The organism is Marinobacter sp. BSs20148 (genome assembly GCF_000283275.1).
In the GTDB taxonomy this organism is placed as follows: domain Bacteria; phylum Pseudomonadota; class Gammaproteobacteria; order Pseudomonadales; family Oleiphilaceae; genus Marinobacter; species Marinobacter psychrophilus.
On the sequence record NC_018268.1, the window covers coordinates 331,137 to 357,122 of the forward strand.

Genomic DNA, 25,986 nt, shown 5'->3' on the forward strand with positions numbered 1-25,986 from the left:
TGACGATTCCTGAGTAAGGAGAGATTCAAGCGCGATCTTGTCTCGCTATGTCGGGCTTTGTATGGCTCCCAACTCGCACGGCTAAGTGAAGAATCACATCTGTCAATGTGACTTCCTGTAAAAGTTTATAGCTGCATACAGAGCAGTATGCGTATTAACTGGAGGCTCAACAGTAATGTGTGCCGGCAATGCCCAAAATTTTTTGCTCGAACACTACCTTCGCATCACAACTAAAAAACCGCGAAGTTGGTTGTCAGCGCTTCAGGTGCTGACTGGCTTTTCACGACTGTCTCAGGAGGTGAACGTTTCACTTGGTGAAGGCGATTTTGATTCGCGCTTGTCATTTCTGGAGGTGGGAAACATTAACGTATGTGGTGTTTATCTGCGTTCCGCATGCAGTGTCGTCGGTTGCAATGATGGTCGAACGGCGATCATTATGCCAGCACACGGAAGCGTTGATTTTGAGGTCGAAGGCCTGCATTTTTACAGCGTCCCCGGGGTTCCCTGTGTACTCAAACCAGACGCAGAGTTTCGAGCCCGAATGTCATCGGGGGCTAATCTTTTTATTGTTCAGATTAGCCACTCAGCTTGGAAATATGCGAACGGATTGCTGGAAAGCGCTGACTTTGAACTGGCAAAAATACTTGTAAGGTATTTGCGTGAGACTCCTTTTTTTTGGGATCATCATTACGCAATGGAACGAACCCGGTTGCTTGAGGAAACCCTGAACCGGTATCTGGCTGGCGAAAGTCCGGTGGTTGCAACGGTTGAGAATAAGATTCTGATTGAAGATGACCGAAGGTTGCTTACGGCCATTGAATTGATCAATGACCGATTAGCCACAGACATTAAACTGGAAAAAATCGCCCGAGATTCGGGTATGAGCTTGAGGAATTTCTATTACCTCATGAAAAAACGTACAGGGATGACACCGTATAGTTACTGCCAGTCACGCCGATTGATCAAGGCAAGGGAGTCTCTGATCAGCTTCCATCGCGAGGACCCGGTAATTGCAAATCATGCGCTGAAATGGGGGTTTAATCATGCGGGTCGCTTTTCATCGTATTATTTCGACCATTTCGGTGAGTATCCCAGTGACACCATTCAGGGGGTCAAGCTATTGGAACGGCATTCTGAACAGGTAGTTTCAACCGATACCGGCGCTGTAGGACAAAAAACTGTGTGGTACACCTCCAGGGCTTCTTCCGCGCAAGAAGTATTGGCGGGCTAGCCTTATCCCATGAGGCATTTCACTCATTCGCTGAAAAACCATTAACATACTGTTTGTGAACGGTTTTTTAGTGCTCCGGTGTCGAGTGTCTAATGAAGTGCCTTTCCACCGTGTCACAGTGGTAAGAACAATGTCGGCTGCTCTCGGGTTGGCACTGACAATCGTCCGGTCTGGATTGACGAGAATTGTGGCATCGGTAGTCGGATTGATCATCCATATCTGGTTTTTGAAAGTCATTGGCTTAAGTGGTCCGACTAGTCCTGATAGACATCCATGATTCTTACAAAGCTGGCAACATCGGCCAGGAACAGATCAACCAGCTCTGGATCAAAGTGTGCACCCCGGTTTTCTCGGATCAATTCCACTGCATCTTCTACCGGCCAGGCTTTTTTGTAGGGGCGCGCCGACGTCAACGCATCGAATACGTCGGCCAGTGCGGCAATTCTTCCGGAGAAAGGAATATCTTCACCTCGCAGTCCGTCAGGATAGCCGCTTCCATCCCACTTTTCGTGGTGATTAAGGGCAATCTCCCGGGCCATCACAAAGAGTTCGTTGCTATTGCCCTCCAGCAGCCGTCCACCGATTTCGGCATGGGTTTTCATGGTTTGCCATTCCTGCGGGTCCAACTTTCCGGGTTTCAACAGGATAGCGTCGGGAATTCCAATTTTACCGATGTCATGCATCGGGCTGGCTTGCAGGATCAAGTCGCATTGCCCTTTTGACCAGCCCGCTTTGCTGGCAAGAAGGGCGCACACCTTGCTCATTCTTATAATGTGATTTCCTGTTTCTTCATCTCGCCACTCCGCTGCATGTCCAAGCCGTCGAATAATTTCTAGTCTGCTCTCGCGTAATTCCTGTGTGCGCTCTTCCACCAATATTTCCAGGTGAGCTTTCTGGTTTTGCACCAGCAGATGGGCAACATGCGCATCCAGAAGATTGTGGACGCGCATCAGCAACTCTCGTCGATCAAATGGCTTGCTGATAAAGTCCCGGGCCCCCGCCTCCAGAGCGCGAAGCAGGTAGTCCTGTTGATTCTGGGCGGTCAGGATAACAATAGGCGGCAGCAAGGGGTCACCGAGGTTGCCTAGTTGGTTCATAACCTGGTACCCGTCAACGCCTGGCATATTCAGATCTAGAAGAATCAGTGCAGGGTGATGCTTGTGGTAGGCTGGAATAACTTGGCGCGGATCGCTGATCAAAGTCAGATTGGTGTAGCCTGCAAATGTGAGGATTTTTTCCAGAAGCTTCAGGTTTGCCGGTTCGTCATCGACAATAAAAATGCTTTGTTGGTGAAAATCTATTTCTGAAAAGGCGGACATGAGTGGGTTATCCCAAGTATTTTTTAAGCGTATTCGTTAATTCTGCAATATTGATCGGCTTAGTCAGATAGTCATTAAAACCGGCGTTTTTCCCTCTCCGAACTTCACAGTGCATGGCGCTTGCCGTCAAAGCGATAACAGGGGCATTGTTAGGAGGAGCCTGAGTCTCTAACTTATGTAGTATTGTGAAGCCGTTCATATCCGGCAGATTGATATCGAGAAGAATGAGGTCTGGTTGACAGGTTCTTGCGAGGTTCAACCCTTCTTCGGCGGTGGTCGCCGAAATCAGAGAAAAATCGGGTTGCCGCTGGACAATTCTTTCGACAAGTTTCAAGTTCGCCGGATTATCCTCAATATAAAGAATGGACTTGGTGTTGGTGACCGTTTGCTCGCCAGATTGAGTTTTGCTTTGGCCGGAATCGATTGATGGCTCGGCGTTAGTGCTCGTATGCCCTTGTTCAACTGGCAGGCGGATCCAGAATGTAGAGCCTTCGCCAACGGCACTTGTGAGCCCAATGCTACCCCCCATCAACTCAACGAGCCGGTGGGTCAGCGATAGCCCTATGCCAGTACCTTCGATATGGCTAAGCTCTGCACCCAAGCGGTTGAATGGCTGGAATAATTCAGGTATTCGGAACTCTGGGATGCCAGGACCAGTGTCTGTAACCCGAATATCGACCCATGCAGTTCCGTGGGGTTTCGCCTCGATCAGGATGCTACCTTCACTTCTATTGTATTTGACGGCATTGGAGAGAAGATTCAACAACGCCTGTTTTAAGCGGGTCCAGTCGGCGGTGACCCGGAGGTTTGCCCTGTTGCTGATAGAAATCTGGATACCACGTTTTTCAGCGGATAGCCTGATCAACGTGAGCGCTTCGTCAATGATTGCGCGTACGGGAATGGTCTCGAGCGAAAGGTCCAGTTTTCCCGACTCGATCCTTGCCAAGTCCAGTACTTCGTTGATGAGTGCAAGTAGGTGATTGCTCGCGGACAGGATTTCGTTGGCACTGTCCCGTTGGTCTTCATTAAGCGCTGGATCGCTCCCAAGTAGTTGGCCAAAGCCCAGGATCGCATTTAATGGCGTGCGCAATTCATGGCTCATGCTGGAGAGGAATTCGGATTTTGCCCGGTTTGCCTGGTCTGCCCTCTGTTTTTCTCGAACCAAGCTCCTGCGATTGTTGCTCTCCATGTCAATCATGCGCTGAGAGTTGATGATCACGCCATAAGTTGCGGTAAAGGGCCGTAAAAAACTGATCAGTGACTGGTTGTAACCGGAATCACGATTTGCAATGGCGAAAATTCCGACCAGGTCGGAGCCGACTAGGATTGGCACGCTGAGAAATGTCCTTATTTCGGGATGCCCTTCCGGGAGCCCGGCGAACAGTTCCACTGACTGAGTTTCGTCGACACTCACAACTTTCTTGTTTCGGATTAATTCGCCCATGACGTTATTTAGGCTGGGGAGCTCGAATCTATCTGTTCCAACCCGGCTGCACATTTCTTCCGAGGGCAAACTCCAAGGGAGGTTGGCAATGGATTGGACCCGAAGATAGGGAGCTTCCTCTTCGTCCTGAAGTACCTCGGCCAGAAAGCCAAATTCGCTGTTGGTCAGTTCCAACAGGCTCTCCAACATGGTGTCAAGGGTGGCTCGAAATTTTCCCTCACGAATGAACGTGGTGAGGGACTCATGAAGCATGTTCAACAAGCTCGCTTGGTTGGCCAGTTGCTGCTCCGCTTCATGAACTTGCGTTACGTCCTCAACAACACTTAGCATTTGTTTTGCAGTGCCGTCATCGCTTCGGACTACCGCCCCCGTCTCAAGAAGCCATCTTACCGTGCCGTCGGGCCATACCGCCCTATGTTCAACCCGATAGGGCTCGTCATATTCAATCGCGGCTGCTATTCCAGCCTCAACTTTTGTGCGGTCGTCGGGATGAACAGCGGCCATAAAGTTTGCATAGGATGTTTCCAAGCCTCCTTTAGGATAACCGAAAAGTACTGGGATGATTTCTGTCCAGATCATTTCGTTTGTTTCAAGGTTCCACTCCCAAGTACCAATGTTTGCAAACGCCTGGGCCTTATAAAGCCTCTTCCGATCCCGCTCCTGATCGAACTCGGAGAGCCAGCGGGCCAAGGAATGGGAAATGACACTGGCAAGTATATCGATCAAACCCTGATCGCAGAAGGTATCGGTCAGGGTGCCCTGCCGTGTAACGAGTTTCAGTGACCCGATCTCTGTCTGGTCTGCCCAGAGCGGAACTTCAATCTTTTGGCTGTCACCCTCTTGACTTTCGCTTTCAGCTGTATTCAAGCTCGTGATCGAAAGGGACGTATTATGAACGGAGTTGCCGATAAGTTGTCGCCAGATTGCAACAAGGGAATGATTGTGGCGAAGCTTTATGGCTACATGATGAATGCCAAGAAACCCGCAAAGGGGTTGCAGTGCGGACTGGAGTGTTTCCGGGGCACTTGCCCAGTGGCCGGAAAGAGCGTGGGCGCTGGCCTCGCTGACCAGTCTTGCAAGCTGGCCGTGCCGTTTTACTCGGTGTTCAGCTGTTTTAACTTGGGAGATATTTTTGCGAATAGCAATATACTTGTACGGGCGCTGTCTACTGTCCAGAAATGGAACGATCGTTGATGAGACCCAATAGAGACTGCCGTCTTTAGCGCGATTGCAGATCTCACCCTTCCATATATCGCCCCGGGATATCGTTTTCCACATGTCTTGGTAAAAATCGGGTGAATGACAGCCGGATTTTAGAAGGCGGTGACTCTGGCCGAGCAGTTCGGTCTCGGAATATTGGCTGGTGTTACAAAAACGTCGGTTAACTTCGGTAATTTTCCCTGCGCTGTCAGCCATACTGACGATGGCGTGATGGTTCAGTGCAAAGTGTTCCTGTTCTCGTTTGTGCAGGACGTCATAGATTCGTCCACCCGATGTTGCTCGCCCGATCTGTTGATGTGTCAACTCATGAATAAGCCGGGGCACCTCGGCATAAGCTGCGAAGTGGATGTTGGTTCCAGTCAGGCTCAGGAAGTCCCTAGCGTCGCTATTGGTAATGTCGTCGGTCGTGAAAATAACGGGTATACCCGAGCTATCCGGAAAAAAACGGAGCAGTTTAGAAAGCTCACGATAGCTCATTAGGTCGCTGTAATGGCTTATAACGATGACATCAGAATCGCGCTTTCTGAGCAAGTCGAAAGTTGCCTGAATAGAGCCTGCTTGCAATGACTCAATAGACCGGGTCGCCAGATGTTCCCGGATTACCTCGTAGATTGCTTGCCGGTCCTCAACAATCAGGGCGGTTCTGGCCATCAGTGAGTGAGATATGCCTAGCTCCTGACAGGTACTGGCCAGCATTCGGGATGAGAGCGGTTTAACCAGAAAGCGTCTGGCTCCCACTGCCATTACCTCACTGGCTAATTCGGTTGTCATTGATTTTCCGAAAACTATGATCTCGGCGCCGGCCATTTCGCCATTGGCGTGTAGTTGGGTTATTACGTCTATTAAGCGCAGTGCTTCGGAACCGTCGGCATCAATAAGCCAGATGTCGGGTGGCTCCGTCGCTTCGACGGGAGCCGTTATCGATGAGAACCGACAGTTGAAATCTGAGGAAAGCAGGGTGTCCTGCTGCCGTTGCAACCAGCTTTCCGTTTCTTTATTCCCGACAATCCTGATGTCAATCATTTGGCTAACCATCAGGCGCTGTTGCGCCCTCTCAGCCGGGAAACCAATCCATCAACTTCACCAATCTGTCGTTTTAATTCGTGCATGGACTCCTGAGCCTCTTTGACCACCTTCATTGCCGTTTCACCCAGGTCATTAATGCTGACAATTTTTCCGGAGATTTCGCCGGAGGCGTTGTGTTGTTGCTCTGCCGCAACCGATGTGCCGTCACAGGCTTCGGAGATACGTTCTATAAAGGTAACTAGCTCCGACAAGGTGCGCTCGGAACTGATGGCATTATCGACTGTCTTTTGTGCATAGCTGCCACAACGCCCCATGGCTTGGGTTGCATTGGAAACAGTCTCGTGAAAGCGGCCGAGGGTGGCATTGATCTGTTCAGTCGTCGTTTTGGTTCGCAACGCAAGGCTGCGAACTTCGTCTGCGACTACGGCAAAGCCTCGGCCTGCATCCCCGGCCCTGGCCGCTTCAATCGACGCATTGAGAGCCAGAAGGTTGGTTTGTTCAGTGATGTCACCGATTATACTCAGCGCCTGACTGACCCCCTTGCTGGCCTCGGTAAGTTGCCCGACAGCATGCGATGCCTGGTTAAGCTCCTTGGATAGGGCGTCCATACTGTGGCGGGTTTCTCGAGTCAGACCCTGTCCGCTGGCAACGCGCTCGCTGGCCAGTCGAACTTGCTCGAGCATACCGGTTGCATTACTGGCAACCTCTTTAGATGTGGCAGACATCTGCTCGCTTGCTGAGGCAATGGTATCGGTTGCTGTAGCCTGTTCGTGAACCGCAGAATGAGCATCGTTACTCCGGGAAATAGTGTTCTCAGCACCGCGGTTAAGCTTGCCGATAACGTCGTCCATACGTTTAACAACGGCATCGAGCTCGGCGCGCTGCTGGGTAATCACCAGGTCAAGACTGCCGATGTCGTCTACCCGACCCGTAAAGATTTTCTCGGCTACCGTATCGTTAATCATGCCCCTGGCTCTTTGAACACATCTCTTCAGTGGGCTGGCAAAGCCGCTAATGGCGGCTGTACTGACAACAAAGGCGGCGACCCATACACCAAAGGCGGAGTACCAGGTTTCCATAAAATACTGGGCAGCTCCTGCACCACCCATAATGACAGCCATGGCGAGAATCAGTTTAAGTTGCAGAGGCATTGCTCTGCGGAGCTTTGGCGGCTCAACGGCGCCTTTGGTAGCCTGAGTTTTGCTCAAGGTGGCATAAAGTTTTTCCGCGCGTGCCTCGGCCGCAGGTGAGAGATGCGAGCGTATGGATTGCAGTTCAAGAAGCTCGCCATTCTTCCCGGTAACGGGTGTCGTATAGGCCTGGACCCAGTAGTGATCGCCGTTCTTGCACCGGTTTTTAACCGCACCAAACCAGGTGTTCCCTGATTTTAACCGGCGCCACATTTCTTCATAAGCTGCTCTGGGCATATCGGGGTGGCGAATAATGTTGTGCGGTTGCCCAATCAATTCTTCCCGTGAGAACCCACTGATACCGACAAATTCGTCGTTAACGTGGGTAATTTGCCCTTTAGGGTTGGTGGTAGAAAGGATATTTGCGCCAGAATGGACCGGCACATTTCGATTGGATACGGGGTGGTTCACGCGCACGTTGGCATCTCTCTTTGAGTGAGGCTTGAAAAAATATTGTTAGACTCATTTAAGAAGATGTTAATGCATTAGTTTTACTATTTCAGGGTGTAAAAGCTTTTTCTGGACGAGCCTGGTTTTGTATCAAATATTTTATGGCTATGATTTTTATGACAAAATTTATTTTATTTCGAGATTTTTTGTTGCGTCTCGAGTGTTTTTTTGCAGAATTTGGATAACGACATGTTGTTTTTTGCAGAATTTGGATAAGTGGTTTCAAAAGATACTTAGGTTTCATATCGTAAGCTCCCTCAAATCGACTCACTAGCCCTCAGTCGATCTGCGACACTTTTTTTGAATCCCGCTCCAGATCCATGCTCCATGGCAATAGTGTTTTCAGCTTCTCCAGCGTGTCAGCCTCGACCAGGGAGTAACACGTTGCACTGGCACTGGGGCCCTGCGAGGTATCCGCATACGGCACGCTTTTCGACCTAGTGCGAATGGACGGATGGCATTTTCGTCCAGCAACCAGTTGATCGGTTCCCACATCAGACACTTGATCCTGTTCCGCCGCCGGTTGGTGAAAGCGTAGAACGCTTCGGTCAGGCTATCGGCTCCGCCGATGCCAGCACCCGGAACAGAAACGACCCGAGTGAACCCGGTGGCCGCTTGTGCCTGCTGCAGACAGTCTTCAGCCGGGACCAGCTTCCGGCACCAGCAAACAAATTGATGATAGATCAGTGACTGTTACTTGCAGTAAGCGCTGCCGGACACGCCGGAGGATTGCCATTCAGTAATATACTGCTGTCAGACCTGTGCTCGTTCGGTTGGAGTAATGCTGATTCCTCATGGAGTTGATGAGGAAGTCAATGTGTGCAGTTGGCGTGCCGAGATGTAGGTGCTAATTTACTGGCGCATACGGTATATCAGGGAGGTTCTGATTGCAGGACCAGCAAGGCATTAGAACGTAAGTGTTCGATAGTCGCACTTTGTCAGAGGCCTCATGTGTCAGGGCACTCCCCAATGATTAGTGGGAAAATAATCTCAGCTTTGCATCAGATCATTTTCTGTACACTCATCCAGCCCAAACGAGACACCTAAACCCCGGCATTGATTAACAACCTCTGAAACACCGCCAAAGTCTTCCAGAGAGTAGGTTTCAATGATCTCGATCTCAGAATCTCTAGGCCGAACCGAGGAGTATGCCAGCAAGGTGGTACTAAGTTGGTATATTTAACATATGTTTAAAGGGCATAATAAATACGGCATTAGAACCTAATCTCTGATTTAAGGAGCAGGAAATCGACTTGTAGTAATCATCTTACTTGATAAGGTCGGCAACACCGAGGCTTCAGGGGCGCTGATTATTGTTCAGAGCTGGTGCCCGCGGCCATCTCCGGAAGGGTACAAATAGCGGTGAATGGCTAGCCCGGTTGGCTGCCCGGCGGACGAGCCGCCAAGGCTTCCACCGTCGGTGTTAAGGAACCTGGAGGCATGAAGCAAACACACCGGCACAGATTGAGGGGGCCAGTGTGGCCTATGCTCGAACGCCAAGCGAATAATAAGTGTGTCCCGCTTGAGGTGTGATTAGCCGGTGCTTAGGTAATACGTTTAAGCCTCGCCTTTTTCCAATTCCCGCCTGTTGTCCCTGGCGGTAAAGGCCCAACCAACGGCTGCCAGTAACATCAAACCTGTGATGATTGGCGAGACATCACCGAAACTGACCACTGCGCCAATGACAGAAGCTACGGACAGCACCGCCGAGATCTTCCAGGAGTAAACACTGGTGCCACTCCCTCTTCCAGACATGCTCATGTTTTGCCTCCGGGAAAAGTCTCTACTATAGCCGGTTCGCAGCCATTAAGGGCAGCTCTTTGGCATAACGAGCTATGTCGATTTCTAATCGTTCCCTGAATAGTCAAAAGAATGAATCAGTGAAAGCGACATTTATCCGTCGTCATAACGAAAACTGGCCATTACTGAAAAGATGTGATGACCGAATAGTTAACGCTGGAACGGCTTTTATAGGCGTGCGAGCCTAACCCGTAAGCTCCGCAAGGCATGCCTCAACGATTGCCAGGCCTTCGTTTAGCACCTCTTCTTCAATCGTGACGGGCATCAGGAAACGAAGCGTGTTGCCGTAAAAACCACAAGCAATCAGAATCAATCCCCTCTCGCGCGGGTTAGCATCGGTCTTGAGCGTCGTGTGCAATCTGCGAATAGCTTCTTTTTCGCTGACGCCAAGAGAAGGTACCGGGTAGGGCGCACGGATCACGTTACCGGGCATGGTGCCAAAATCGCCGGCATAGAGTGCAACTTTGCCGTTCATTGCCATCGTAAAAAGCGTACGGCCGTGGTAACCGCCGTCAAAGCAGATAACGTTGTTTTTGCCGGTCGCAGCCCGCGCAATCTTGACCGCATTTTCTAGAGCTTCTGCACCGGAGTTCACCAGCATAACTTTACCGTGGCCGCGCACCGGAGCCAACTCGCTCAGTTTCTCAGCAACTTTGACATACCCTGCATAGGGAATCACGATCTGACACGTGTGCATCAGCTTTGCTACCTGGGCCTGTACCGCCGCCACAACTTTCGGGTGGCAATGGCCAATGTTTAACACCCCGATACCACCGGCGAAGTCGATAATGCGATTGCCATCCACATCCCAAATCACAGAATTCTCTGCACGATCCGCAAAGTGTGTGGCGGGGCTGGCCGCGCCGTTAGCGACGTATTTGTTTTTCAGTTCATTCAACTGCGCGTTGTTCATCAACTTTCCCTTATTAGTCGGCAGCGGTGCTTAAAGACCGCCTACACACACGTATTTCAGCTCCGTAAACTCGTCTAGCCCGTGACGGGAACCTTCACGCCCAAGCCCAGACTCTTTTACTCCGCCGAAAGGCGCCAGCTCCGTTGAAAGAATACCTTCGTTCACGGCCACCATGCCGTACTCCAGTCCTTCCATAACGTGCCAGATACGCCGGTAATCTTTTGCGTAAAAGTAAGCGGCCAGACCAGAGTTTGTGGCATTGGCCATAGCGATGGCCTGTTCGTCGGAGTCAAAGCGGAATACCGGTGCTAACGGACCAAAGGTCTCTTCTTGGGCCACAAGCATGTCACTGGTGGCATCTGCAATGATGCTCGGCTCAAAGAAGGTTCCGCCCAGGGCATGGGCTTTGCCGCCGCATATCAAACGCGCGCCCTTTTCCAGTGCATCAGCAATATGTGCTTCGACTTTCTCTACCGCGGCCTGGTTGATCAGCGGCCCTTGCAACACACCTGCGTCTAATCCATTGCCAACTTTTAGCTGCTTGACGCGTGCTGCAAGCTTTTCGACGAAGGCATCATAAACACCGGACTGGACCAGAAAACGGTTGGTACAGACGCAAGTCTGTCCGGAATTTCTGTACTTTGAAGCAATGGCACCTTCTACCGCAGCATCAAGGTCGGCATCATCAAACACGATGAATGGTGCGTTGCCACCCAATTCCATAGACGCTTTTTTAACGGTACCCGCGCACTGGGCGAGTAGCTTTTTGCCAACCGCCGTAGAACCTGTGAACGAAAATTTGCGTACCCGGGGGTCGGTGGTCAATACATCGCCCACGGCAGCCGGCTGGCTGGCCGTGATCACGTTAATGACGCCGGCAGGAAGCCCGGCAAGTTCCGCTAAGCGAACAAGCGCCAAAGCTGTCAGGGGTGTCGCTTCTGCGGGTTTGATCACGACTGTGCAGCCTGCGGCTAACGCCGGGGCGCACTTGCGGGTAATCATCGCCAGCGGGAAGTTCCAGGGTGTTACCGCCGCGACCATGCCGATTGATTCCCGAAACACCAGAATACGCTTATCGACACCGTGGCTTTGCAAGGTTTCGCCGGCCATAAGCTTTGCTTCTTCAGCGTAGAACTCCACGAAGGAAGCCCCGTAGGCAACTTCACCCCGTGACTCAGCAATTGGCTTGCCTTGCTCCATAGTCATTAGTCGGGCGAGGTCTTCCTGGTGAGCTGTGATGCTTTCGAACCAGGCACGCAAAAGATTTGCTCGTTCTTTGGCCGTTCGCCGCTTCCAGTTCGGCCAGGCGGCTTCTGCCGCTGCTACGGCTTCAACCGTTTCTTCACGGCCTAAATCGGGTACTTCCGCCAATACTTTGCCATTGGCTGGGTTTGTGACCGAAAAATGCTTGCTCGCATCGCACCACTCACCGCCAATAGAGGCTTTCGGTATTAAAATATCGGGCAAGGCTTATATGGTTTTTTCCTTTGTCTTTATTCAAGCCGGAAAACGCTTCGGGCGCTAAACCACGCCCTTTTTTTTCAGCGCTTCTATCTCGCTGGCGGACCTTTGCAGCACTCGCTCAAGAACTGCGTCAGTGTCTTCCCCCAGCGCTGGCGGAGCTTTGTGGTATTCAATCGTCGTTTTCGAGTACTTGATCGGGTTGGCCACCCCTTTCACCGGACCATGAGCGGAATCGAGTGTTATCTGCATTCCGCGCGCCTGGACTTGAGGATCATCAAATACCTGGGCGATATCCTGAATCGGACCGCAGGGCACGCCAATCTCGTTTAGAAGCATTGTCCACTGTTTGAGCGTGCGTGTTTTGGTCACGTTTACTAAAATATCTATGAGCTCAATGCGGTGTTTCACTCGCTCAGAATTGGTCGCAAAACGCAGGTCTTGGGCAATTTCGCCGAGGCCAATGGTCTCGCACCAGCGCTGAAACTGTCCATTATTGCCAATGGCAATAATGATCTGCTGGCCGTCAGAGGTGGGAAACGGCTGATAGGGGACAAGGTTGGGGTGGTAATCACCGGTACGTACCGGGGGTTTACCACTGCAGAAGTAGTTTTGCGCCTGATTGGCCAACCAACTCACTTGAACATCAAGCAGCGCTATATCGATATGCTGCCCTTCACCTGTTTGCGTTCGGTGGTACAGCGCGCCCAGTATGGCGATGGTGGCGTTCATGCCAGTGGTTAAATCTGCCACCGCCACACCAACGCGTTTGGGGCCGGCGCCAGGCTGACCGTCTGCCGCCCCGGTAATGCTCATCAGCCCGCCCTGGGCCTGAATCAGGTAGTCGTAGCCCGGCATTTCTGACATAGGCCCGGTGTGTCCAAAACCCGTGATCGAGCAATAAATCAAGCCTGGGTTGAGCGCCGAGAGCGTGGCGTAGTCCAACCCTTTCTTCGCAAGACCACCGCTTTTGAAGTTCTCGACCAGAATATCGCTTTGACAAGCGAGTTCTCGGATCAGCGCCTGACCTTCAGGTTGACTGATATCGACTGTTAGTGAATGTTTACCGCGATTGGCCGCGAGGTAATAAGCAGACTCACGGGTTTCTTGGCCATCCGCGGCCTTGAACCAGGGCGGCCCCCAGTGACGCGTATCATCGCCGCTATCCGGCTTCTCGATCTTGATGACCTCGGCCCCCATGTCCGCCAGAATCTGGGTTGTCCAGGGGCCAGCCAACACGCGGCTAAGATCAAGTACGCGCAACTCTTTTAAGGGACCTGCCATGGTGCACACCTGCCGTTAGAAAAATCAGAAAAAGGCTTGGATACCGGTTTGAGCGCGGCCCAGAATCAGCGCATGTATGTCATGCGTGCCTTCGTATGTGTTAACCGATTCGAGGTTCACCATGTGGCGAATCACGCCGTACTCATCCGACACGCCGTTGCCGCCGTGCATGTCACGCGACTGACGAGCAATGTCCAGCGCCTTGCCACAGTTATTGCGTTTGATCAGCGAAACCATCTCTGGTGCCCAGTTGCCGCTATCCATCAAGCGACCCACCTGCAACGCCGCCTGCAAGCCCAAGGTGATCTCGGTCTGCATGTCGGCAAGTTTTTTCTGAACCAATTGGTTAGCAGCCAATGGCCGGCCAAACTGCTTGCGATCCAAGGTGTACTGACGCGCTGCGTGCCAGCAGAATTCAGCCGTGCCCATTACGCCCCAAGCGATACCGAAGCGGGCTTTGTTCAGGCAACCAAACGGGCCTTTCAGGCCGCTGACGTTCGGCAGCAAATTCTCTTCGGGTACAAATGCATTATCCAACACGATCTCGCCAGTAATAGATGCACGAAGAGACACTTTCCCTTCGATTTTCGGCGTGCTGAATCCTTTAGTCCCTCGCTCGACGATAAAGCCTTTAATCTGGTTATCGTGGGCAGAAGATTTTGCCCATACCACTGCAATATCAGCAATCGGACTGTTGGTAATCCAGATTTTGGCGCCGATGAGAGAGTAGCCACCGTCCACTTTTACCGCACGGGTGATCATCGAGCCGGGGTCGGAGCCGTGGTCGGGTTCGGTAAGACCGAAGCAGCCGACCATTTCGCCGCTAGCAAGTTTGGGTAAGAACTTCTTCTTCTGGTCTTCCGAGCCGTAGGCTTCGATGGGGTACATTACCAGCGATGACTGCACGCTCATGGCCGAGCGGTAGCCGGAGTCAACACGCTCAACTTCGCGCGCAATCAATCCATAAGAAACGTGATTAACGCCCGAGCCGCCGTATTCTGGTGAAACCGTTGCACCCAACAAGCCGAGTTCGCCCATCTCGTTCATGATCTCGCGGTCAAAACGTTCCTCGCGAAACGCTGACAAAACTCGCGGTTGGAGTTTTTCCTGGCAGTAGTCATGGGCAGCGTCACGAATCTGGCGCTCTTCATCAGTTAACTGCTGCTCCAGCAGCAGTGGGTCGTCCCAATTAAAATGACTCATCGTCAAAACTCCTAAACAAATAATGGCGGTTGGTGGTGCCTAAAGCATTTAGACAAAATATCTACATTTTATCAAAACGTCAAAATAATTTTGAGTGCGCGAAACCCGGTTGGGCTCTTTAACGCCGAATGGACATAACGCTCTCGGGTGTAAAGTCACTAAAATCAGGAATAGACTGTCTATAGATGCGATCTATTCGAACGTCTAAATAATGTTGATATTTTTCCAATTCGTCGAAATTTTACGGAATTTTTAGTTTACATGGGACTACACTGAACCCATGCAACGTGTTCTGGATGACTTCGCCATCCTGTTCATCACTATCCCGATTTACGTGCCAATCGTGCGCGATCTGGGTTTCGACACCACCTGGTTTGCGGCGCTGTTTATTCTCAGCATGCAATCAGCGTATTTAACGCCCCCCCTTTGGCTACAACCTCTTCTACATGCGATTGGTGGCGCCAAAATCCATCACCATTGTGGATATTTATCACTCGGCGCTGCCTTACGTTGGTTTTCAGCTTGTCGGCCTTGTACTGGTTGTCGCTTTTCCGGCCATTGCGCTGTGGCTACCCGGTTTGTTGTTTTAACAAACGCATCGCCTGTTTTACAGGTAGGACAAATGAAAAGGGGGGAAAACGATATCGTTCTCCCCCCTTTTCATTTGTATCAGGCCGTTATTTCAAACTGCTGTTTTCAGGCAATGCCTTGTTGCTTCATGACGGCCGTAATAATCGGCACAGGCGTCATCAGGTGTTCGCGCATCATCGTTTCGGCCTCTTCTTTGCGGCGTGCAAGAGTAACCTCCACAAGCGCAGCGTGCTCCTGGCGTTTTTTTTCTAAAGCCTCGCTGGAAAAAACAGTTTCTTTCAGCCAGACATGGCGATAGCGCTGAACTTTATCAAAAAGCCCGTCGCGCACTTTCATTAGCTGAGGAGAGCGGCAGCCGCAAACCAGAGCGATATGAAACTGGCTATGGCGGGCATCCCACACTTCCAGCAGTGCGCCGGGGATATGGGTTTCGCTCACTTTAGCGAGCTGATAGTTTCGGGCCAGTATCTCCGCTTCCCAGTTGTCATCGCCCCGTTCAATCGCCAGGCCAAGCATCATGGCTTCCAGTTCTGCGCGCGCATCGTAAATATCATGCAATTCTGCAAGCGACATAGGAGAAACGCGATAGCCTCTCTGACTGATGGCCACAACTAATTGCTCGGCTACCAATTGCGACAAGGCTTCGCGTAATGGCCCGATACCGAGGTCGTAACGCTCCTTCAAGATACTCATACGCAGCTTCTCGTCGGGGCGAAACTGACCCTTGATAATGTCATTCTTTAGCAGCTTGTATGCGCGGACACCGAGGTTCTCTCTGACATCCGCCAGCTCTTCTTGGCGCGTGTTCGGATTCATGGTTGATTCATGGTTAACAGATTCGAAAAATTATCCTAAAATCATAACATAATTCGATTGAAAGCAATGGCGTGGGCTCACCGGTCCAGCAGTTCCACCCAATGCTGTACTGGCACATGAGCCTTGCTTTCAAGATGCAGCTGGCAGCCAATGTTAGCGGTGACTATGCGGTCAGGTTGGTCCAGAGTTAGCGCCTCGAGTTTGTTCTTCAACAGCTTCTGGCTCATTTTCGGCTGCATGATCGAGTAGGTGCCCGCGGAACCGCAGCACAGGTGCTTATCTTTAGTTTTGGCCAGGTTAAAACCGACTTTGGTCAGAACCTGTTCTACCAAACCATTTTTCTGCATTGCGTGCTGCAGGGTGCAGGGACAGTGGAAGGCAATTTTGTCGGTGGATGCCTGCAGATCGAGTTTGCCCAGGTCTTCGGCCAGCAACACTTCACTGATGTCTTTCATCAGTTCACTGACACGCTTCGCCTTTTGGGCGTACACCGGGTCGTCGCGAAGCAGGTGGCCGTAATCTTGTACCATGGCGCCACAGCCAGAGGCGGTCATCACAATGGCCTCGGCGCCGGCTTCAATGGCGGGCCACCAGGCGTCAATGTTGTTGCGCATAAAGTTTAAACCTTCCTCATGGGCCGACAGGTGATAACTGACGGCGCCACAACACCCGGCTTTTGGCGCTTCTACCAAAGTAATTCCAAGCTTGTTCAGCACCCGCGCCGTTGACGCATTCGTTGTGGGGGCAGCGGAGGATTGCGCACAACCGGCCAGCCCCATCATCACCCGGGGGTGGTTGGCGGTGGGCCAGGGCGAGGCTTTGCGTCGGGGCGGCACCTTGGCCTTCAGGGCTTCTGGCAGCACGGGCTTGAACAGCTGTCCAAGTGCCAGCAGCGGCCCGAACCGGCTGCTGTAAGGTAGTATTTTGCGCAACGCCAGCCGCAGCAACCGCTCGTTACGCGGGCGTTCCAGCTTTTCTTCAATTACGCCACGGCCAATGTCGACCAGGCGGCCGTATTGAACACCAGAAGGGCAGGTGGTTTCGCAGGCGCGGCAGGTCAGACAGCGATCCAGGTGGTCCCGGGTTTTGCTGGTAACTTCAGCACCTTCTAGAAGTTCTTTAATCAGGTAGATGCGACCCCGAGGGCCGTCACGCTCGTCATTGAGCTCCTGGTAGGTCGGGCAAGTTGCGGTGCAAAAACCGCAATGAACGCACGCCTGCAATATGGATTCAGCTTCCAGGCCTTCCGCAGTGTTCTTAAATTCAGCAACAAGGTTGGTCTTCATAAAGCACCTGCTAGGTTACAACCAGCTGTAGAGCCGCCCGGGATTGAAAAGGGCGTCAGGATCAAAGGAATGTTTCAGTCGTTTCTGGATGGCTTGCAGGGCGGGCTGCTGGTGGTGCATGACTTCGCCGGTGCGGTTACCGCCGCGATACAGGCTGACCTGTCCGCCGGCTTTCTCGGCAAGGGCTTCCATGGTCGCCATTTCGCTATCGCCTCGGTACCAGCGCTGGGAGCCAGCCCAGTCCAGAAGCCAGGAGCCTTTTAGCGGCGGCGTTGCCGCAGTAGAGTTTATGGAAAAACGCCACAGCGGCTGCTCGCCTGCAAAGAAGTCTAACTGCTGATTGCGCAATTGCCGCCAGAAGGTGTCGCCGTCGGTCATTACCGGTATATCCCAGTGCTTAGCCGTGGCTTCCACTGCAGAATGGGCGCCGGACAATCTCAAATAAAGCGTACCATCAAGCCAGCAGGCGCCGGATAAAGGCTTGGGCTCGGCGGCTCGGGCGTTCATAAAACGTATGGCCTCGGAGTGTTCCATTTCCCGTGACAGGGTCATGGTGATTGCTGGTCTCGGTAAAACCTTGAGGCTGATTTCTGTCATCACGCCAAGCGTGCCCATAGCGCCTGCCTGGGTGCGTGAGACGTCGTAGCCCGCGACGTTTTTCATCACCTGTCCGCCAAAACGCAGCTTTTCACCTTTACCGTTAATCAGGTTGACGCCCAGCACTTGGTCACGCACCGAGTTCCACCAGGGGCGGCCCGGGCCTGATTGGTTGCAGGCCAGGGTGCCACCGATGGTGGAGCGGTCGCCAAAGTACGGCGGTTCGAACGACAACATCTGGTTTTTCTCCGCCAGTGCGGTTTCGATTTCACTCAGCGGCGTGCCAGCGCGGACGGTTAAAACCAACTCTAACGGCTGATAGTCAACAATGCCGGTATGGCCGCCAACGTCCAGTTGCACGGCGTTGATCTTGCGACCCATAAACTGCTTGCTGCCACCGCCCACGATGGCCAGTTTATGGCCTTGGTTACGGGCTTCGCTGATCTGTTGCTGAAGGTGCTTGGTGATGTCAGGCATGCTGCACTTCCGGGGCCTGTGGTTTGGCGTTAATGGCTCGGTACTCCTGACAATTGCGCAGGGTGGGTACACCCTTGCCCGGGTTCAAGGTCCCCTGAGGATCGAATGCGCTTTTGACGGCATTGAGCTGCTCAATTTCGGGGTCGGTAAACTGCATGGGCATCTGGCGAATTTTCTCCACGCCAACGCCGTGTTCGCCGGTAATGCAGCCGCCTACTTTAACGCAGAGCTCGAGGATGTCGCTGCCGAAGGCTTCTGCACGCTCCAGTTCGCCCTCTTTGTTGGCATCAAACAGGATCAGTGGGTGCAGGTTGCCGTCACCGGCGTGGAATACGTTGGCGACGCGCAAGCCAAACCGCTTTGACATGTCTTGCATCTCGTTCAGTACTTGACCCAGGTGTGCCCTGGGAATAGTGCCGTCCATGCAGTAGTAGTCCGGAGAAATCCGGCCCATGGCAGGAAAAGCGTTTTTGCGGCCTTTCCAGAGTAGAGCCCGTTCGGCATCGTCTTTTGAGGTACGAATGGAGGTGGCGCCAAAATCCCGGAACAGGGCTTCGGCCTTTTCGATGTGCTCTTGCACTTCTTCCTTGGTACCGTCTACCTCACACAGCAGCAGGGCGGCGGCCTCTACCGGGTAGCCCGCGCCGGTAAAGGCTTCCACGGCTATGATGGCATGGCTGTCCATCATTTCCAGCCCGGCGGGGATAATGCCCTGGGCAATAATGCCGCCGACAGCCGCGCCTGCTTCATCCACTGTGCCGAATCCAGCCATAACGACTCGTGCAATTTCCTGGGTTGGCAGCAGTTTTACCTGTACTTCGGTGATGATGCCCAGCAGGCCTTCAGACCCGGTAATCAGGGCCAGTAGGTCCATGCCACAGCTGTCCAGACCATCGCTGCCGATCACTACACGCTCACCGTCTACGGTAACCATCTCGACGCTTAGAATATTGTGGGTGGTAAGCCCGTACTTAAGGCAATGCACACCGCCGGAGTTTTCACCCACATTGCCGCCGATGGTGCAGGCGATCTGGGAGGATGGGTCTGGACCGTAGTAGAGACCATAGTCGGCGGCGGCTTCACTGATGGCCAGGTTACGTACACCGGATTGCAGGCGGGCCGAACGCGCGAGCGGATCGATATGCAGAATGCGGTTGAACTTGGCCAGCGACAACACTACACCGCCAGCGTCGGGCATGGCGCCCGCACTCAGGCCGGTGCCTGCGCCACGGGCAACCACCGGAATTCCGAACTGGTGGCACAGGCGCATCACCTGTTGCACTTGCTCAACGGTCTCTGGCAACACCACCAGCAGCGGCATAACGCAATACATTGACAGGCCGTCACACTCGTAGGGCTTGAGCGTTTCTTCGTCGGTAATGACGAATTGTGGATCAATGAATTCCCGAAACATTTTTGCCAGCTCGGCTTTGTCAGGCTTGCTGGCGTCAGTGTTTAACGGTTTGCTGTCAGTGTTCATTACGCAACTCCGGCCCTGTGTGGGGCAGTCCTGTTTACGGGGTAGTTCTACTTATATCTACGTTCTGCTCACCGTAAGGTGCTGCAAGCAATGACGTACTACGCGCGACCAGCATTAAGGTGATCAATGCCGGCCTGGGCACAATCCATATCTTGTTGCGGTGAGCCGGAGCTTAGGCCAATACCGCCGACTACCTCGCCATCTACAACAACAGGCAGGCCGCCGCCAACCACGCACAAACGCCCGCCCTGCGAGGTATGAATGCCGAATACCAGGTTGCCGGGTACGCAGGCGGCGTTGTATTCGTGGGTCGCCTTACGGGCAGCGGCGGCGGTGTAAGCCTTGTCTTGAGCGACGATAACACTGCTGATTTTGCCGCCATCCATACGTTCAAAAGCAATCAGGTTGCCGGACTCGTCGGTAATGGCGATGCACATCGGGATGCCAATTTCCCGGGACTTGGCGGCGGCGCCTTCGATCAACAGGCGGGCGTCTTGCTGGTCGAGTCTTTTTAGGGTGATCATTTTGTATTCTCCTTAAGCAATTGAGTTGGCCGCTATTGAGCGGCCTTGATTTTCAAAAGTGCCGGTGGTCAGCCGTACACCAGGTTTGGCAAATAGGTGACAATGGAGGGGAAGACGACACACAGGAACAGGCCCAGTGCCTGCAGCCCCAGGAACACCAGTGCTGACCGGAAGATGGTGGCCATCGAGATTTCCGGGGGGCACACCCCGCGAATATAGAAGAGCGCATACCCGAAGGGCGGACTCAGGAACGACATCTGCATATTCACCAGATACAACACCCCGAACCAGAGCACCACGTCTGAGCTGTCGATGCCGGGCAGGCCGAACAGACCGTCGAAAGTCAGTGCTTCAACAATTGGAATAAAGATCGGCACAGCCAGCAAAAGGATGCCCACCCAGTCCAGAAACATGCCCAGAACCACCAGCAGCAGCATCAGCAAGAACAACACGGCGTAAGGAGACAGGCCAATGTCCAGGATGGTTTCAGTGATGAACACCTGGCCACCTTGCAGGATGTAGAAGCCCACAAACACTGAGGCACCAAACATGATCCACAGCACCATGGCAGAGGCTTTGGTGGTGGTGACAGACGCATCTCGCAGCGCAGCAATAGACAGTGCGCCGTGCTTCCAGGCCACTATCATGGCGCCGAATGAGCCAATGCCCGCTGCTTCCACCGGTGTTGCCACGCCGCCAAACAATAGGCCTAGTACTAGACTTATCAGAATCAGAGGCGCGATTAGGCTTTTCAGCAGGCGCAGCTTTTCGCCCGTGGAAATGCGTTCTTCCAGCGGTACCGGTGGTCCGAGTTTTGGATTAAGCCAGCTGCGAATCAGCACGTAACCAATGTAGGTGGAGGACAGCATGATGCCTGGAACAATTGAACCGAGGTACAGCTCGCCTACCGATTGCTGGGCAACCACTGCGTAAAGAATGGCCAGAATTGAAGGCGGAATCAGAATGCCCAGCGTGCCGCCAGCCATGATCGAACCCAGTGCGATCTTGTGATCGTAACCGCGTTTCAGCATGGCAGGCAGAGCAATGATGCCCATGGTAACCACCGCGGCACCGATAACACCGACCATCGCAGCCAGAATGGTAGAAGCCAAAATTGTGGCTACCGCAAGGCCGCCACTCAAGCCGCCCATCCATTTATAGACCACGCTGAACATTTCCTCGATCAGCCCGGCTCGCTCCAGCATAGAGGCCATGAAGATGAACAGAGGAATGGCCGCCAGGTCAGAGTTGGTCATCATCGGAAAGATACGGCTTGGCACAATGTTAAGCATTGCCGTGTCGCCAACCAGATATACGAACATCACGCCCAGGCCGCCGGTTACGAACGCAAGCGGCAGGCCCATCATAAGGGCCACCATCAGCGAGCCAAACATCAAATAAGTCAGTGGCCCGATGTTAACACTAGCCAGGCTCCCGGCAAGGCGGAACAGAAAAAACTCATCACTGTATGGGTCGAAAAACAGGATGTTGATCATTTCAATACAAATAACAAAGCCGATCCCGACAGTCGCCAGGATCATTAGCCAGGTGCCCAGCTTACCGATAAGAGGGTTCTTCGGTGCGGGGTTGGCGTTGGCAGCTTGAGTGGACATTAAGATGCCTCCCGGCCAAGACGAATGAAGACTGAAATGTCTTTCAGCAGTTTTGAAATACCGGCCAGTAGAAGCAGCACCGAACCTAACAGCATGATGCCCTTGACCGGCCAATACTGGATACCCCAGGTTTCAACGGTGGTTTCGCCCATGGAGTAAGCATTACTGAAGTAGGTCCAGGAGGTCAGTACCAGCACCAACGCAAACATGAAGAAGAACATGGAGGTGAAAATATCCATGCCGACTCGGCCGCGCACGGGCAAATAGTTGTAGACCACGTCTACCCGCACATGGGAACCATGCAACAGGGCAAAGCCGCCCGCCAGAACGTATTGCATTCCCAGCAGCAGATAGCTGGCCTCATGCACCCAGATGGTCGGGGTATTGAAGATGTAGCGCATGATAACTTCGAAGAAATAGAAGCACACCGCGTTAACGGTCCAGAACGAAATGAACAAACCTGATTTGTCGCTAATCCAGTCGATGGCGCGAGTGAACAGGCTCTCGTCTGAGCTCTGGTATTCGACGGTCGATGGCGCGTCCTGACCCTCACCCAACGGAGGCACAGAAATCTCCGTTTCAGGTTGTTTGCCCGAGTCACGCCAGCTACCCAGTGCAATCATAATCAGCGGCATAACCGCAAGCCAGCCCCAATACAGCCAATGGGGCATTACAAAGCCAAAGCCTTCCAGGTCAGACATGATAAACTACCTCTGGTTATACCCAGATGTTGTAAAGGAAAAAAGGGAGAGCAAGTGCTCTCCCTGGATTGGACGCTAAAGGTGTTAGTTCATGCCTTTGATGTCGTCCTCAGTGATGTAACCAACGGTGTCGTTCATCATGTACTCGAGCTGCATGTCGAAGATCTCGCGAGCATCTTCGTCCTTGTTAGCCCAGCTGTACCAGATCGGAATCGCGGCACGACGGAATTCTTGCAGGTCTTCCTGGCTCAGGCGGGTAACAGTGGTACCCGCTGCCTCGAACTTTTTCATCGCCTCAATGTTGCGCTTCTGGATAGCCAGGTAGTGCTTCTGGGAATAGATACGAACTTCGTCTTCCACTATTTGCTGCAGCTTGGGATCTAGCGCGTTCCAGGCTCGTAGGTTCACGGTCAGGTCCATCAGGTCAACCGGCTGGTAGACTGACATAATGCCGGGAGGTCCCATAAGAATGTATTTGGTGACCTGAGAAAAGCCCAGTTCCCAGTTTACGGCTGGCCCTACATAGTCAGCAGCGTCTATGGTGCCTTTTTCCAGCGCTGGGAAGATGTCGGAGCCCGGAAGGCTGACCGCTGCCACACCGAATTTGGCGAATACTTCTGCCACCATGCCACCGGGCAGGCGCATTTTCAGGCCCTTAAGATCGTCAAGACTGTTAATTGGCTGCTTGGAGTGAATGATGTTGGCGTCGTGCTGAATCGGTCCGACGTAGAACAAACCAAATTTTTTGTAGATTTCACGGGTTTTTTCCAGCATGCCCAAGGAATAGAACATGGTGTCCCACTGGTGTGGCTGATCGGGGCCGGCCGGATAAGACGACAGGAATACCGACGCTGGAATTTTGCCCGACCAATACAGGGTAAACGGGTTCATGCCCTGCAATACGCCGTTACGCACGGCGTCGAACAGGCCGTTATTGTCGGCTGCAACCGCTTTGGCAGGGAAACAAGTGAACTTGAGTTCACCGCCCGTTTTTTCTTCCATGCCGTCACACCATTCTTTGAACAGGTCGTAACCGACAGTGCCAGCGTCCCAAACGGACTGGATTTTCCAGGTAGTCGCTGCCTGAACGCTGCTGGCGAGCAATGTTGCACTTATGGCGGCGGACACCGCTAGGGTTTTCAGGAAGCCGCGGCGACGCGCCGAGCCTTTGGTCTCGATCTTGCAGGTGATGTCGGTCATCGTAGAAACTCCAGATGCAGGGCTTTGTTGTTGTTGGAACCACTCTGTAGGCCGAGTGCCGAACTAATTATGTGAGGGCACAGCACTTTACAAGTTGGTTTACATCCTACTTATCGTTCGAAATGGCATTCAAGTCCAGTTTTTGCTTACTGGTCAGACCAGTTTTTATAGACAGGCACGCATGCATCAGCCATATTCGTTGATAGATGCGTTATTCGCTAACCTACACGTTTTTCATGGAGAACTGGTCTAACCAGTTAATTTGAGTGATGCAGGAAAAACCCATTCCCATGTCGCGGGCGGTTGCGCACCGCCTTGAACAATTGGTTCTCGATGGCAGTCTTGCGCCGGGGCAAATGATTCCCTCCGAACGGCAGTTAGCAAGCCGCTTTGGGGTTTCTCGCGCCATCGTTCGGGAAGCCCTTCATGAGCTTCAGGGTAGCGGCATCATTCGAACACAGCATGGCAAAGGTTCCTTCGTGTCGCACATGGTGCCGGAGCCCGAGGGGGACAGCCCCTTGATGCAGATGTTCATGCAGCATTCCCGCACCCTTTATGATCTGTTCGAGGTGCGACAGGAACTGGAGGGGAAGGCCGCGTATCTGGCGGCAGAGCGCGCTACAGCAAAAGACCAGTATCAAATTACTAAAGCCTTCGACGCAATGGAGAACGCCGACCCGCTCACCAATGCAGACCTTGACCATGCCTTTCATCGGGCCATTGTAAACGCTTGCCATAACCCGGTGCTGATTCACGTGCTCAACAGCTTGAAAGACCTTATGTTGAGCTCGGTGCAGGCATCGGTGGACAATCTTAGCCACCGGGATGCATTCAAGCAGCAGATCGACAAACATCACCGCCAGATCTACCATTCGGTCATCAGCCGGCAAGCCAAGTGGGCCCAAAAAGCCGCTATGGCGCATGTGGCTCATGTTGCTGAAGCGCTCAGAGCCATTGAGACGCAGGAGAATGGTCTGATCCGGTCTTTTATCACGCCACCCACCGCTCGTTAATTCTGATATTCCTGGATGACATTTAATGCAGTTAATTAATGGAATCACTCTGCTACTGATCTACCAGCTGGCCGGTGAAGTAAGCGTCCGGTTGCTGGGGTTGCCGGTGCCCGGCCCGGTGATGGGTATGGTCATGCTGTTTATAACGTTGATGATACGGGGTCAGATGGCCAAGGCCGTTGAACCTGCGTGTATTGCCCTTCTGGGCCACCTTTCTCTGCTGTTCGTTCCAGCCGGGGTGGGGCTTATTGTTCACTTCAACCGCCTTGGCAACGAGTGGTTGCCAATCAGTGTCACCCTGCTACTCAGCACCATTATCACTATGGCAGTCACCGCTCTGGTGATGCAGTGGGTCACCCGGCTGACGGCCAGGCGAGAACCGAACCATGATTGAACCAGACTTGAACAGGATATGGGTTTATCTGTCTGCGTCACCTCTGTTGGGCTTGACCATGACCTTGGTAGCCTACAGTTTGGCGCACCGCCTTTACCTTCGATCGGGTTCCAACCCTTTGCTGAACCCGGTGGTGACGTCGGTTACGGCACTCATCCTGTTTCTGCTGGCGACGGACACGTCCTACGATGATTATTTTGATGGCGCCCAGTTCGTTCACTTCCTGCTGGGCCCTGCCACTGTGGCGCTGGCGATTCCTCTATACCAGCAATTTAAGAAGCTGAAACAGGTCTGGCTGCCGGTCACCGTGGCGCTGGTAACCGGGGTGGTCGTTGGTGCGTTCAGCTCGGTGGCCATTGCCCGACTGCTGGGCGCGAGCCTTGAAACCCAGTTGTCGCTGGCCCCTAAGTCGGTAACGGCACCGGTAGGTATGGCGATATCGGAACAGATTGGAGGCTTGCCGTCGCTAACAGCGGCTTTAGTAGTCGTTACCGGTATTATTGGCGCCGTTATTGGCTCCAAGCTATTCGACTTAATAGGTATTCGAGACGACAGTGTAAAAGGTATTGCTATGGGCATGACATCCCACGGTATCGGCACCGCGCGGGCTTTCCAGGTCAGCGCTCAGATGGGCGCATTCTCTGGTCTTGCGATGGCGCTGTCGGCTTTTCTTTACTCGGTTTTTCTGCCGTGGCTGTTGAGCATTACCGGTGTACTTGGCTGACTCGTTACATCATTCTTATACCAGCATC

At 52.9% G+C, this 25,986-nt stretch carries 20 protein-coding genes and 3 pseudogenes; 6 read left to right on the forward strand and 17 right to left on the reverse strand.

Going from position 1 to position 25,986, the window contains the following annotated elements; all coding sequences use genetic code 11:
• Positions 1-175: 175 nt before the first annotated feature.
• Complete coding sequence (locus tag MRBBS_RS18585) at positions 176-1,231, forward strand: AraC family transcriptional regulator (RefSeq protein WP_014869635.1); 1,056 nt, start codon at positions 176-178, stop codon at positions 1,229-1,231.
• Between the two features lie 254 nt (positions 1,232-1,485).
• Here the strand turns inward: MRBBS_RS18585 and MRBBS_RS01440 are convergent, their stop codons facing one another.
• The 9 genes and pseudogenes from MRBBS_RS01440 to MRBBS_RS01475 all read right to left on the reverse strand — a co-directional run bounded on the left by MRBBS_RS01440 (position 1,486) and on the right by MRBBS_RS01475 (position 14,542).
• Entirely contained in the window at positions 1,486-2,550 is a 1,065-nt protein-coding gene (locus tag MRBBS_RS01440; protein ID WP_014869636.1) for an HD domain-containing phosphohydrolase, read from the reverse strand.
• Positions 2,551-2,557: 7 nt separating this feature from the next.
• Positions 2,558-6,238, reverse strand: a complete 3,681-nt coding sequence (locus tag MRBBS_RS18590; protein WP_187290767.1) for a response regulator — start codon at positions 6,236-6,238, stop codon at positions 2,558-2,560.
• 11 nt (positions 6,239-6,249) lie between these two features.
• Complete coding sequence (locus MRBBS_RS01450) at positions 6,250-7,848, reverse strand: methyl-accepting chemotaxis protein (protein WP_014869638.1); 1,599 nt, start codon at positions 7,846-7,848, stop codon at positions 6,250-6,252.
• Positions 7,849-8,158: 310 nt separating this feature from the next.
• Positions 8,159-8,364, reverse strand: a pseudogene (locus tag MRBBS_RS19300) (IS66 family transposase); the annotation flags it as partial.
• Between the two features lie 1,074 nt (positions 8,365-9,438).
• Positions 9,439-9,642 carry a hypothetical protein gene (locus tag MRBBS_RS01455; RefSeq protein ID WP_014869640.1) on the reverse strand — a complete coding sequence of 68 codons (204 nt, stop codon included), beginning with the start codon at positions 9,640-9,642 and terminating at the stop codon, positions 9,439-9,441.
• Positions 9,643-9,937: 295 nt separating this feature from the next.
• Positions 9,938-10,594: pseudogene (locus MRBBS_RS01460) on the reverse strand (aminotransferase class III-fold pyridoxal phosphate-dependent enzyme); the annotation flags it as partial.
• Positions 10,595-10,624: 30 nt separating this feature from the next.
• Positions 10,625-12,061: an NAD-dependent succinate-semialdehyde dehydrogenase gene (locus MRBBS_RS01465; protein WP_014869642.1), complete on the reverse strand. Its 1,437-nt coding sequence runs from the start codon at positions 12,059-12,061 to the stop codon at positions 10,625-10,627.
• 54 nt (positions 12,062-12,115) lie between these two features.
• The gene (locus tag MRBBS_RS01470) at positions 12,116-13,339 is read right to left on the reverse strand and encodes a CaiB/BaiF CoA transferase family protein (protein ID WP_014869643.1); all 1,224 of its coding nucleotides are present in this window, start codon (positions 13,337-13,339) and stop codon (positions 12,116-12,118) included.
• A 24-nt stretch (positions 13,340-13,363) separates the two neighbouring features.
• Entirely contained in the window at positions 13,364-14,542 is a 1,179-nt protein-coding gene (locus MRBBS_RS01475) for an acyl-CoA dehydrogenase (protein ID WP_014869644.1), read from the reverse strand.
• 280 nt (positions 14,543-14,822) lie between these two features.
• On the opposite strand from MRBBS_RS01475, the pseudogene MRBBS_RS20180 reads away from it, so the two are divergent.
• Together MRBBS_RS20180 and MRBBS_RS20185 are read left to right on the forward strand one after the other, a co-directional pair.
• A pseudogene (locus MRBBS_RS20180) lies at positions 14,823-14,900 on the forward strand (hypothetical protein); the annotation flags it as partial.
• A 97-nt stretch (positions 14,901-14,997) separates the two neighbouring features.
• The gene (locus MRBBS_RS20185; RefSeq protein ID WP_264641355.1) at positions 14,998-15,132 is read left to right on the forward strand and encodes a hypothetical protein; all 135 of its coding nucleotides are present in this window, start codon (positions 14,998-15,000) and stop codon (positions 15,130-15,132) included.
• 106 nt (positions 15,133-15,238) lie between these two features.
• Here MRBBS_RS20185 and csiR read toward each other — a convergent pair whose 3' ends face one another.
• The 8 genes from csiR to dctP all read right to left on the reverse strand — a co-directional run bounded on the left by csiR (position 15,239) and on the right by dctP (position 23,827).
• Positions 15,239-15,949 carry a DNA-binding transcriptional regulator CsiR gene (csiR, locus tag MRBBS_RS01480; protein WP_014869646.1) on the reverse strand — a complete coding sequence of 237 codons (711 nt, stop codon included), beginning with the start codon at positions 15,947-15,949 and terminating at the stop codon, positions 15,239-15,241.
• 77 nt (positions 15,950-16,026) lie between these two features.
• Positions 16,027-17,235: a glycolate oxidase subunit GlcF gene (gene glcF, locus MRBBS_RS01485; RefSeq protein WP_014869647.1), complete on the reverse strand. Its 1,209-nt coding sequence runs from the start codon at positions 17,233-17,235 to the stop codon at positions 16,027-16,029.
• A 15-nt stretch (positions 17,236-17,250) separates the two neighbouring features.
• Positions 17,251-18,309, reverse strand: a complete 1,059-nt coding sequence (gene glcE / locus MRBBS_RS01490; RefSeq protein WP_014869648.1) for a glycolate oxidase subunit GlcE — start codon at positions 18,307-18,309, stop codon at positions 17,251-17,253.
• Complete coding sequence (locus MRBBS_RS01495) at positions 18,302-19,789, reverse strand: FAD-linked oxidase C-terminal domain-containing protein (protein WP_014869649.1); 1,488 nt, start codon at positions 19,787-19,789, stop codon at positions 18,302-18,304. The genes glcE and MRBBS_RS01495 overlap by 8 nt, the downstream gene beginning before the upstream one ends.
• A 98-nt stretch (positions 19,790-19,887) precedes the next feature.
• Complete coding sequence (locus MRBBS_RS01500) at positions 19,888-20,313, reverse strand: GlcG/HbpS family heme-binding protein (RefSeq protein ID WP_041635017.1); 426 nt, start codon at positions 20,311-20,313, stop codon at positions 19,888-19,890.
• Positions 20,314-20,381: 68 nt separating this feature from the next.
• Entirely contained in the window at positions 20,382-21,926 is a 1,545-nt protein-coding gene (locus MRBBS_RS01505) for a TRAP transporter large permease (protein WP_014869650.1), read from the reverse strand.
• Positions 21,926-22,627: a TRAP transporter small permease subunit gene (locus MRBBS_RS01510; protein ID WP_014869651.1), complete on the reverse strand. Its 702-nt coding sequence runs from the start codon at positions 22,625-22,627 to the stop codon at positions 21,926-21,928. Before MRBBS_RS01510 ends, MRBBS_RS01505 begins: the two co-directional genes overlap by 1 nt.
• 84 nt (positions 22,628-22,711) lie before the next feature.
• Complete coding sequence (dctP, locus tag MRBBS_RS01515; RefSeq protein WP_014869652.1) at positions 22,712-23,827, reverse strand: TRAP transporter substrate-binding protein DctP; 1,116 nt, start codon at positions 23,825-23,827, stop codon at positions 22,712-22,714.
• Positions 23,828-24,117: 290 nt separating this feature from the next.
• On the opposite strand from dctP, the gene MRBBS_RS01520 reads away from it, so the two are divergent.
• The 3 genes from MRBBS_RS01520 to MRBBS_RS01530 are packed head-to-tail and all read left to right on the forward strand — an operon-like array spanning position 24,118 to position 25,958.
• The gene (locus MRBBS_RS01520) at positions 24,118-24,840 is read left to right on the forward strand and encodes an FCD domain-containing protein (RefSeq protein ID WP_144012678.1); all 723 of its coding nucleotides are present in this window, start codon (positions 24,118-24,120) and stop codon (positions 24,838-24,840) included.
• A gap of 25 nt (positions 24,841-24,865) precedes the next feature.
• Entirely contained in the window at positions 24,866-25,234 is a 369-nt protein-coding gene (locus MRBBS_RS01525; RefSeq protein ID WP_014869654.1) for a CidA/LrgA family protein, read from the forward strand.
• Positions 25,227-25,958 carry an LrgB family protein gene (locus MRBBS_RS01530; RefSeq protein ID WP_014869655.1) on the forward strand — a complete coding sequence of 244 codons (732 nt, stop codon included), beginning with the start codon at positions 25,227-25,229 and terminating at the stop codon, positions 25,956-25,958. Before MRBBS_RS01525 ends, MRBBS_RS01530 begins: the two co-directional genes overlap by 8 nt.
• Positions 25,959-25,986 lie beyond the last annotated feature (28 nt).

Excerpts from the sequence above, each read along its gene's own strand:
- MRBBS_RS01440 (WP_014869636.1), bottom strand. The coding sequence starts at position 2,550 with ATGTCCGCCTTTTCAGAAATAGATTTTCACCAACAAAGCATTTTTATT.
- MRBBS_RS01510 (WP_014869651.1), bottom strand. The coding sequence starts at position 22,627 with ATGTCTGACCTGGAAGGCTTTGGCTTTGTAATGCCCCATTGGCTGTAT.
- MRBBS_RS18590 (WP_187290767.1), bottom strand. The coding sequence starts at position 6,238 with ATGATTGACATCAGGATTGTCGGGAATAAAGAAACGGAAAGCTGGTTG.
- MRBBS_RS01500 (WP_041635017.1), bottom strand. The coding sequence starts at position 20,313 with ATGATCACCCTAAAAAGACTCGACCAGCAAGACGCCCGCCTGTTGATC.
- glcE (WP_014869648.1), bottom strand. The coding sequence starts at position 18,309 with ATGCCTGACATCACCAAGCACCTTCAGCAACAGATCAGCGAAGCCCGT.
- MRBBS_RS18585 (WP_014869635.1), top strand. The coding sequence starts at position 176 with ATGTGTGCCGGCAATGCCCAAAATTTTTTGCTCGAACACTACCTTCGC.
- MRBBS_RS01470 (WP_014869643.1), bottom strand. The coding sequence starts at position 13,339 with ATGGCAGGTCCCTTAAAAGAGTTGCGCGTACTTGATCTTAGCCGCGTG.
- glcF (WP_014869647.1), bottom strand. The coding sequence starts at position 17,235 with ATGAAGACCAACCTTGTTGCTGAATTTAAGAACACTGCGGAAGGCCTG.
- MRBBS_RS01495 (WP_014869649.1), bottom strand. The coding sequence starts at position 19,789 with ATGAACACTGACAGCAAACCGTTAAACACTGACGCCAGCAAGCCTGAC.
- MRBBS_RS01525 (WP_014869654.1), top strand. The coding sequence starts at position 24,866 with ATGCAGTTAATTAATGGAATCACTCTGCTACTGATCTACCAGCTGGCC.
- MRBBS_RS01475 (WP_014869644.1), bottom strand. The coding sequence starts at position 14,542 with ATGAGTCATTTTAATTGGGACGACCCACTGCTGCTGGAGCAGCAGTTA.
- MRBBS_RS01530 (WP_014869655.1), top strand. The coding sequence starts at position 25,227 with ATGATTGAACCAGACTTGAACAGGATATGGGTTTATCTGTCTGCGTCA.
- MRBBS_RS01520 (WP_144012678.1), top strand. The coding sequence starts at position 24,118 with ATGTCGCGGGCGGTTGCGCACCGCCTTGAACAATTGGTTCTCGATGGC.
- MRBBS_RS01455 (WP_014869640.1), bottom strand. The coding sequence starts at position 9,642 with ATGAGCATGTCTGGAAGAGGGAGTGGCACCAGTGTTTACTCCTGGAAG.
- MRBBS_RS01505 (WP_014869650.1), bottom strand. The coding sequence starts at position 21,926 with ATGTCCACTCAAGCTGCCAACGCCAACCCCGCACCGAAGAACCCTCTT.
- csiR (WP_014869646.1), bottom strand. The coding sequence starts at position 15,949 with ATGAATCCGAACACGCGCCAAGAAGAGCTGGCGGATGTCAGAGAGAAC.
- dctP (WP_014869652.1), bottom strand. The coding sequence starts at position 23,827 with ATGACCGACATCACCTGCAAGATCGAGACCAAAGGCTCGGCGCGTCGC.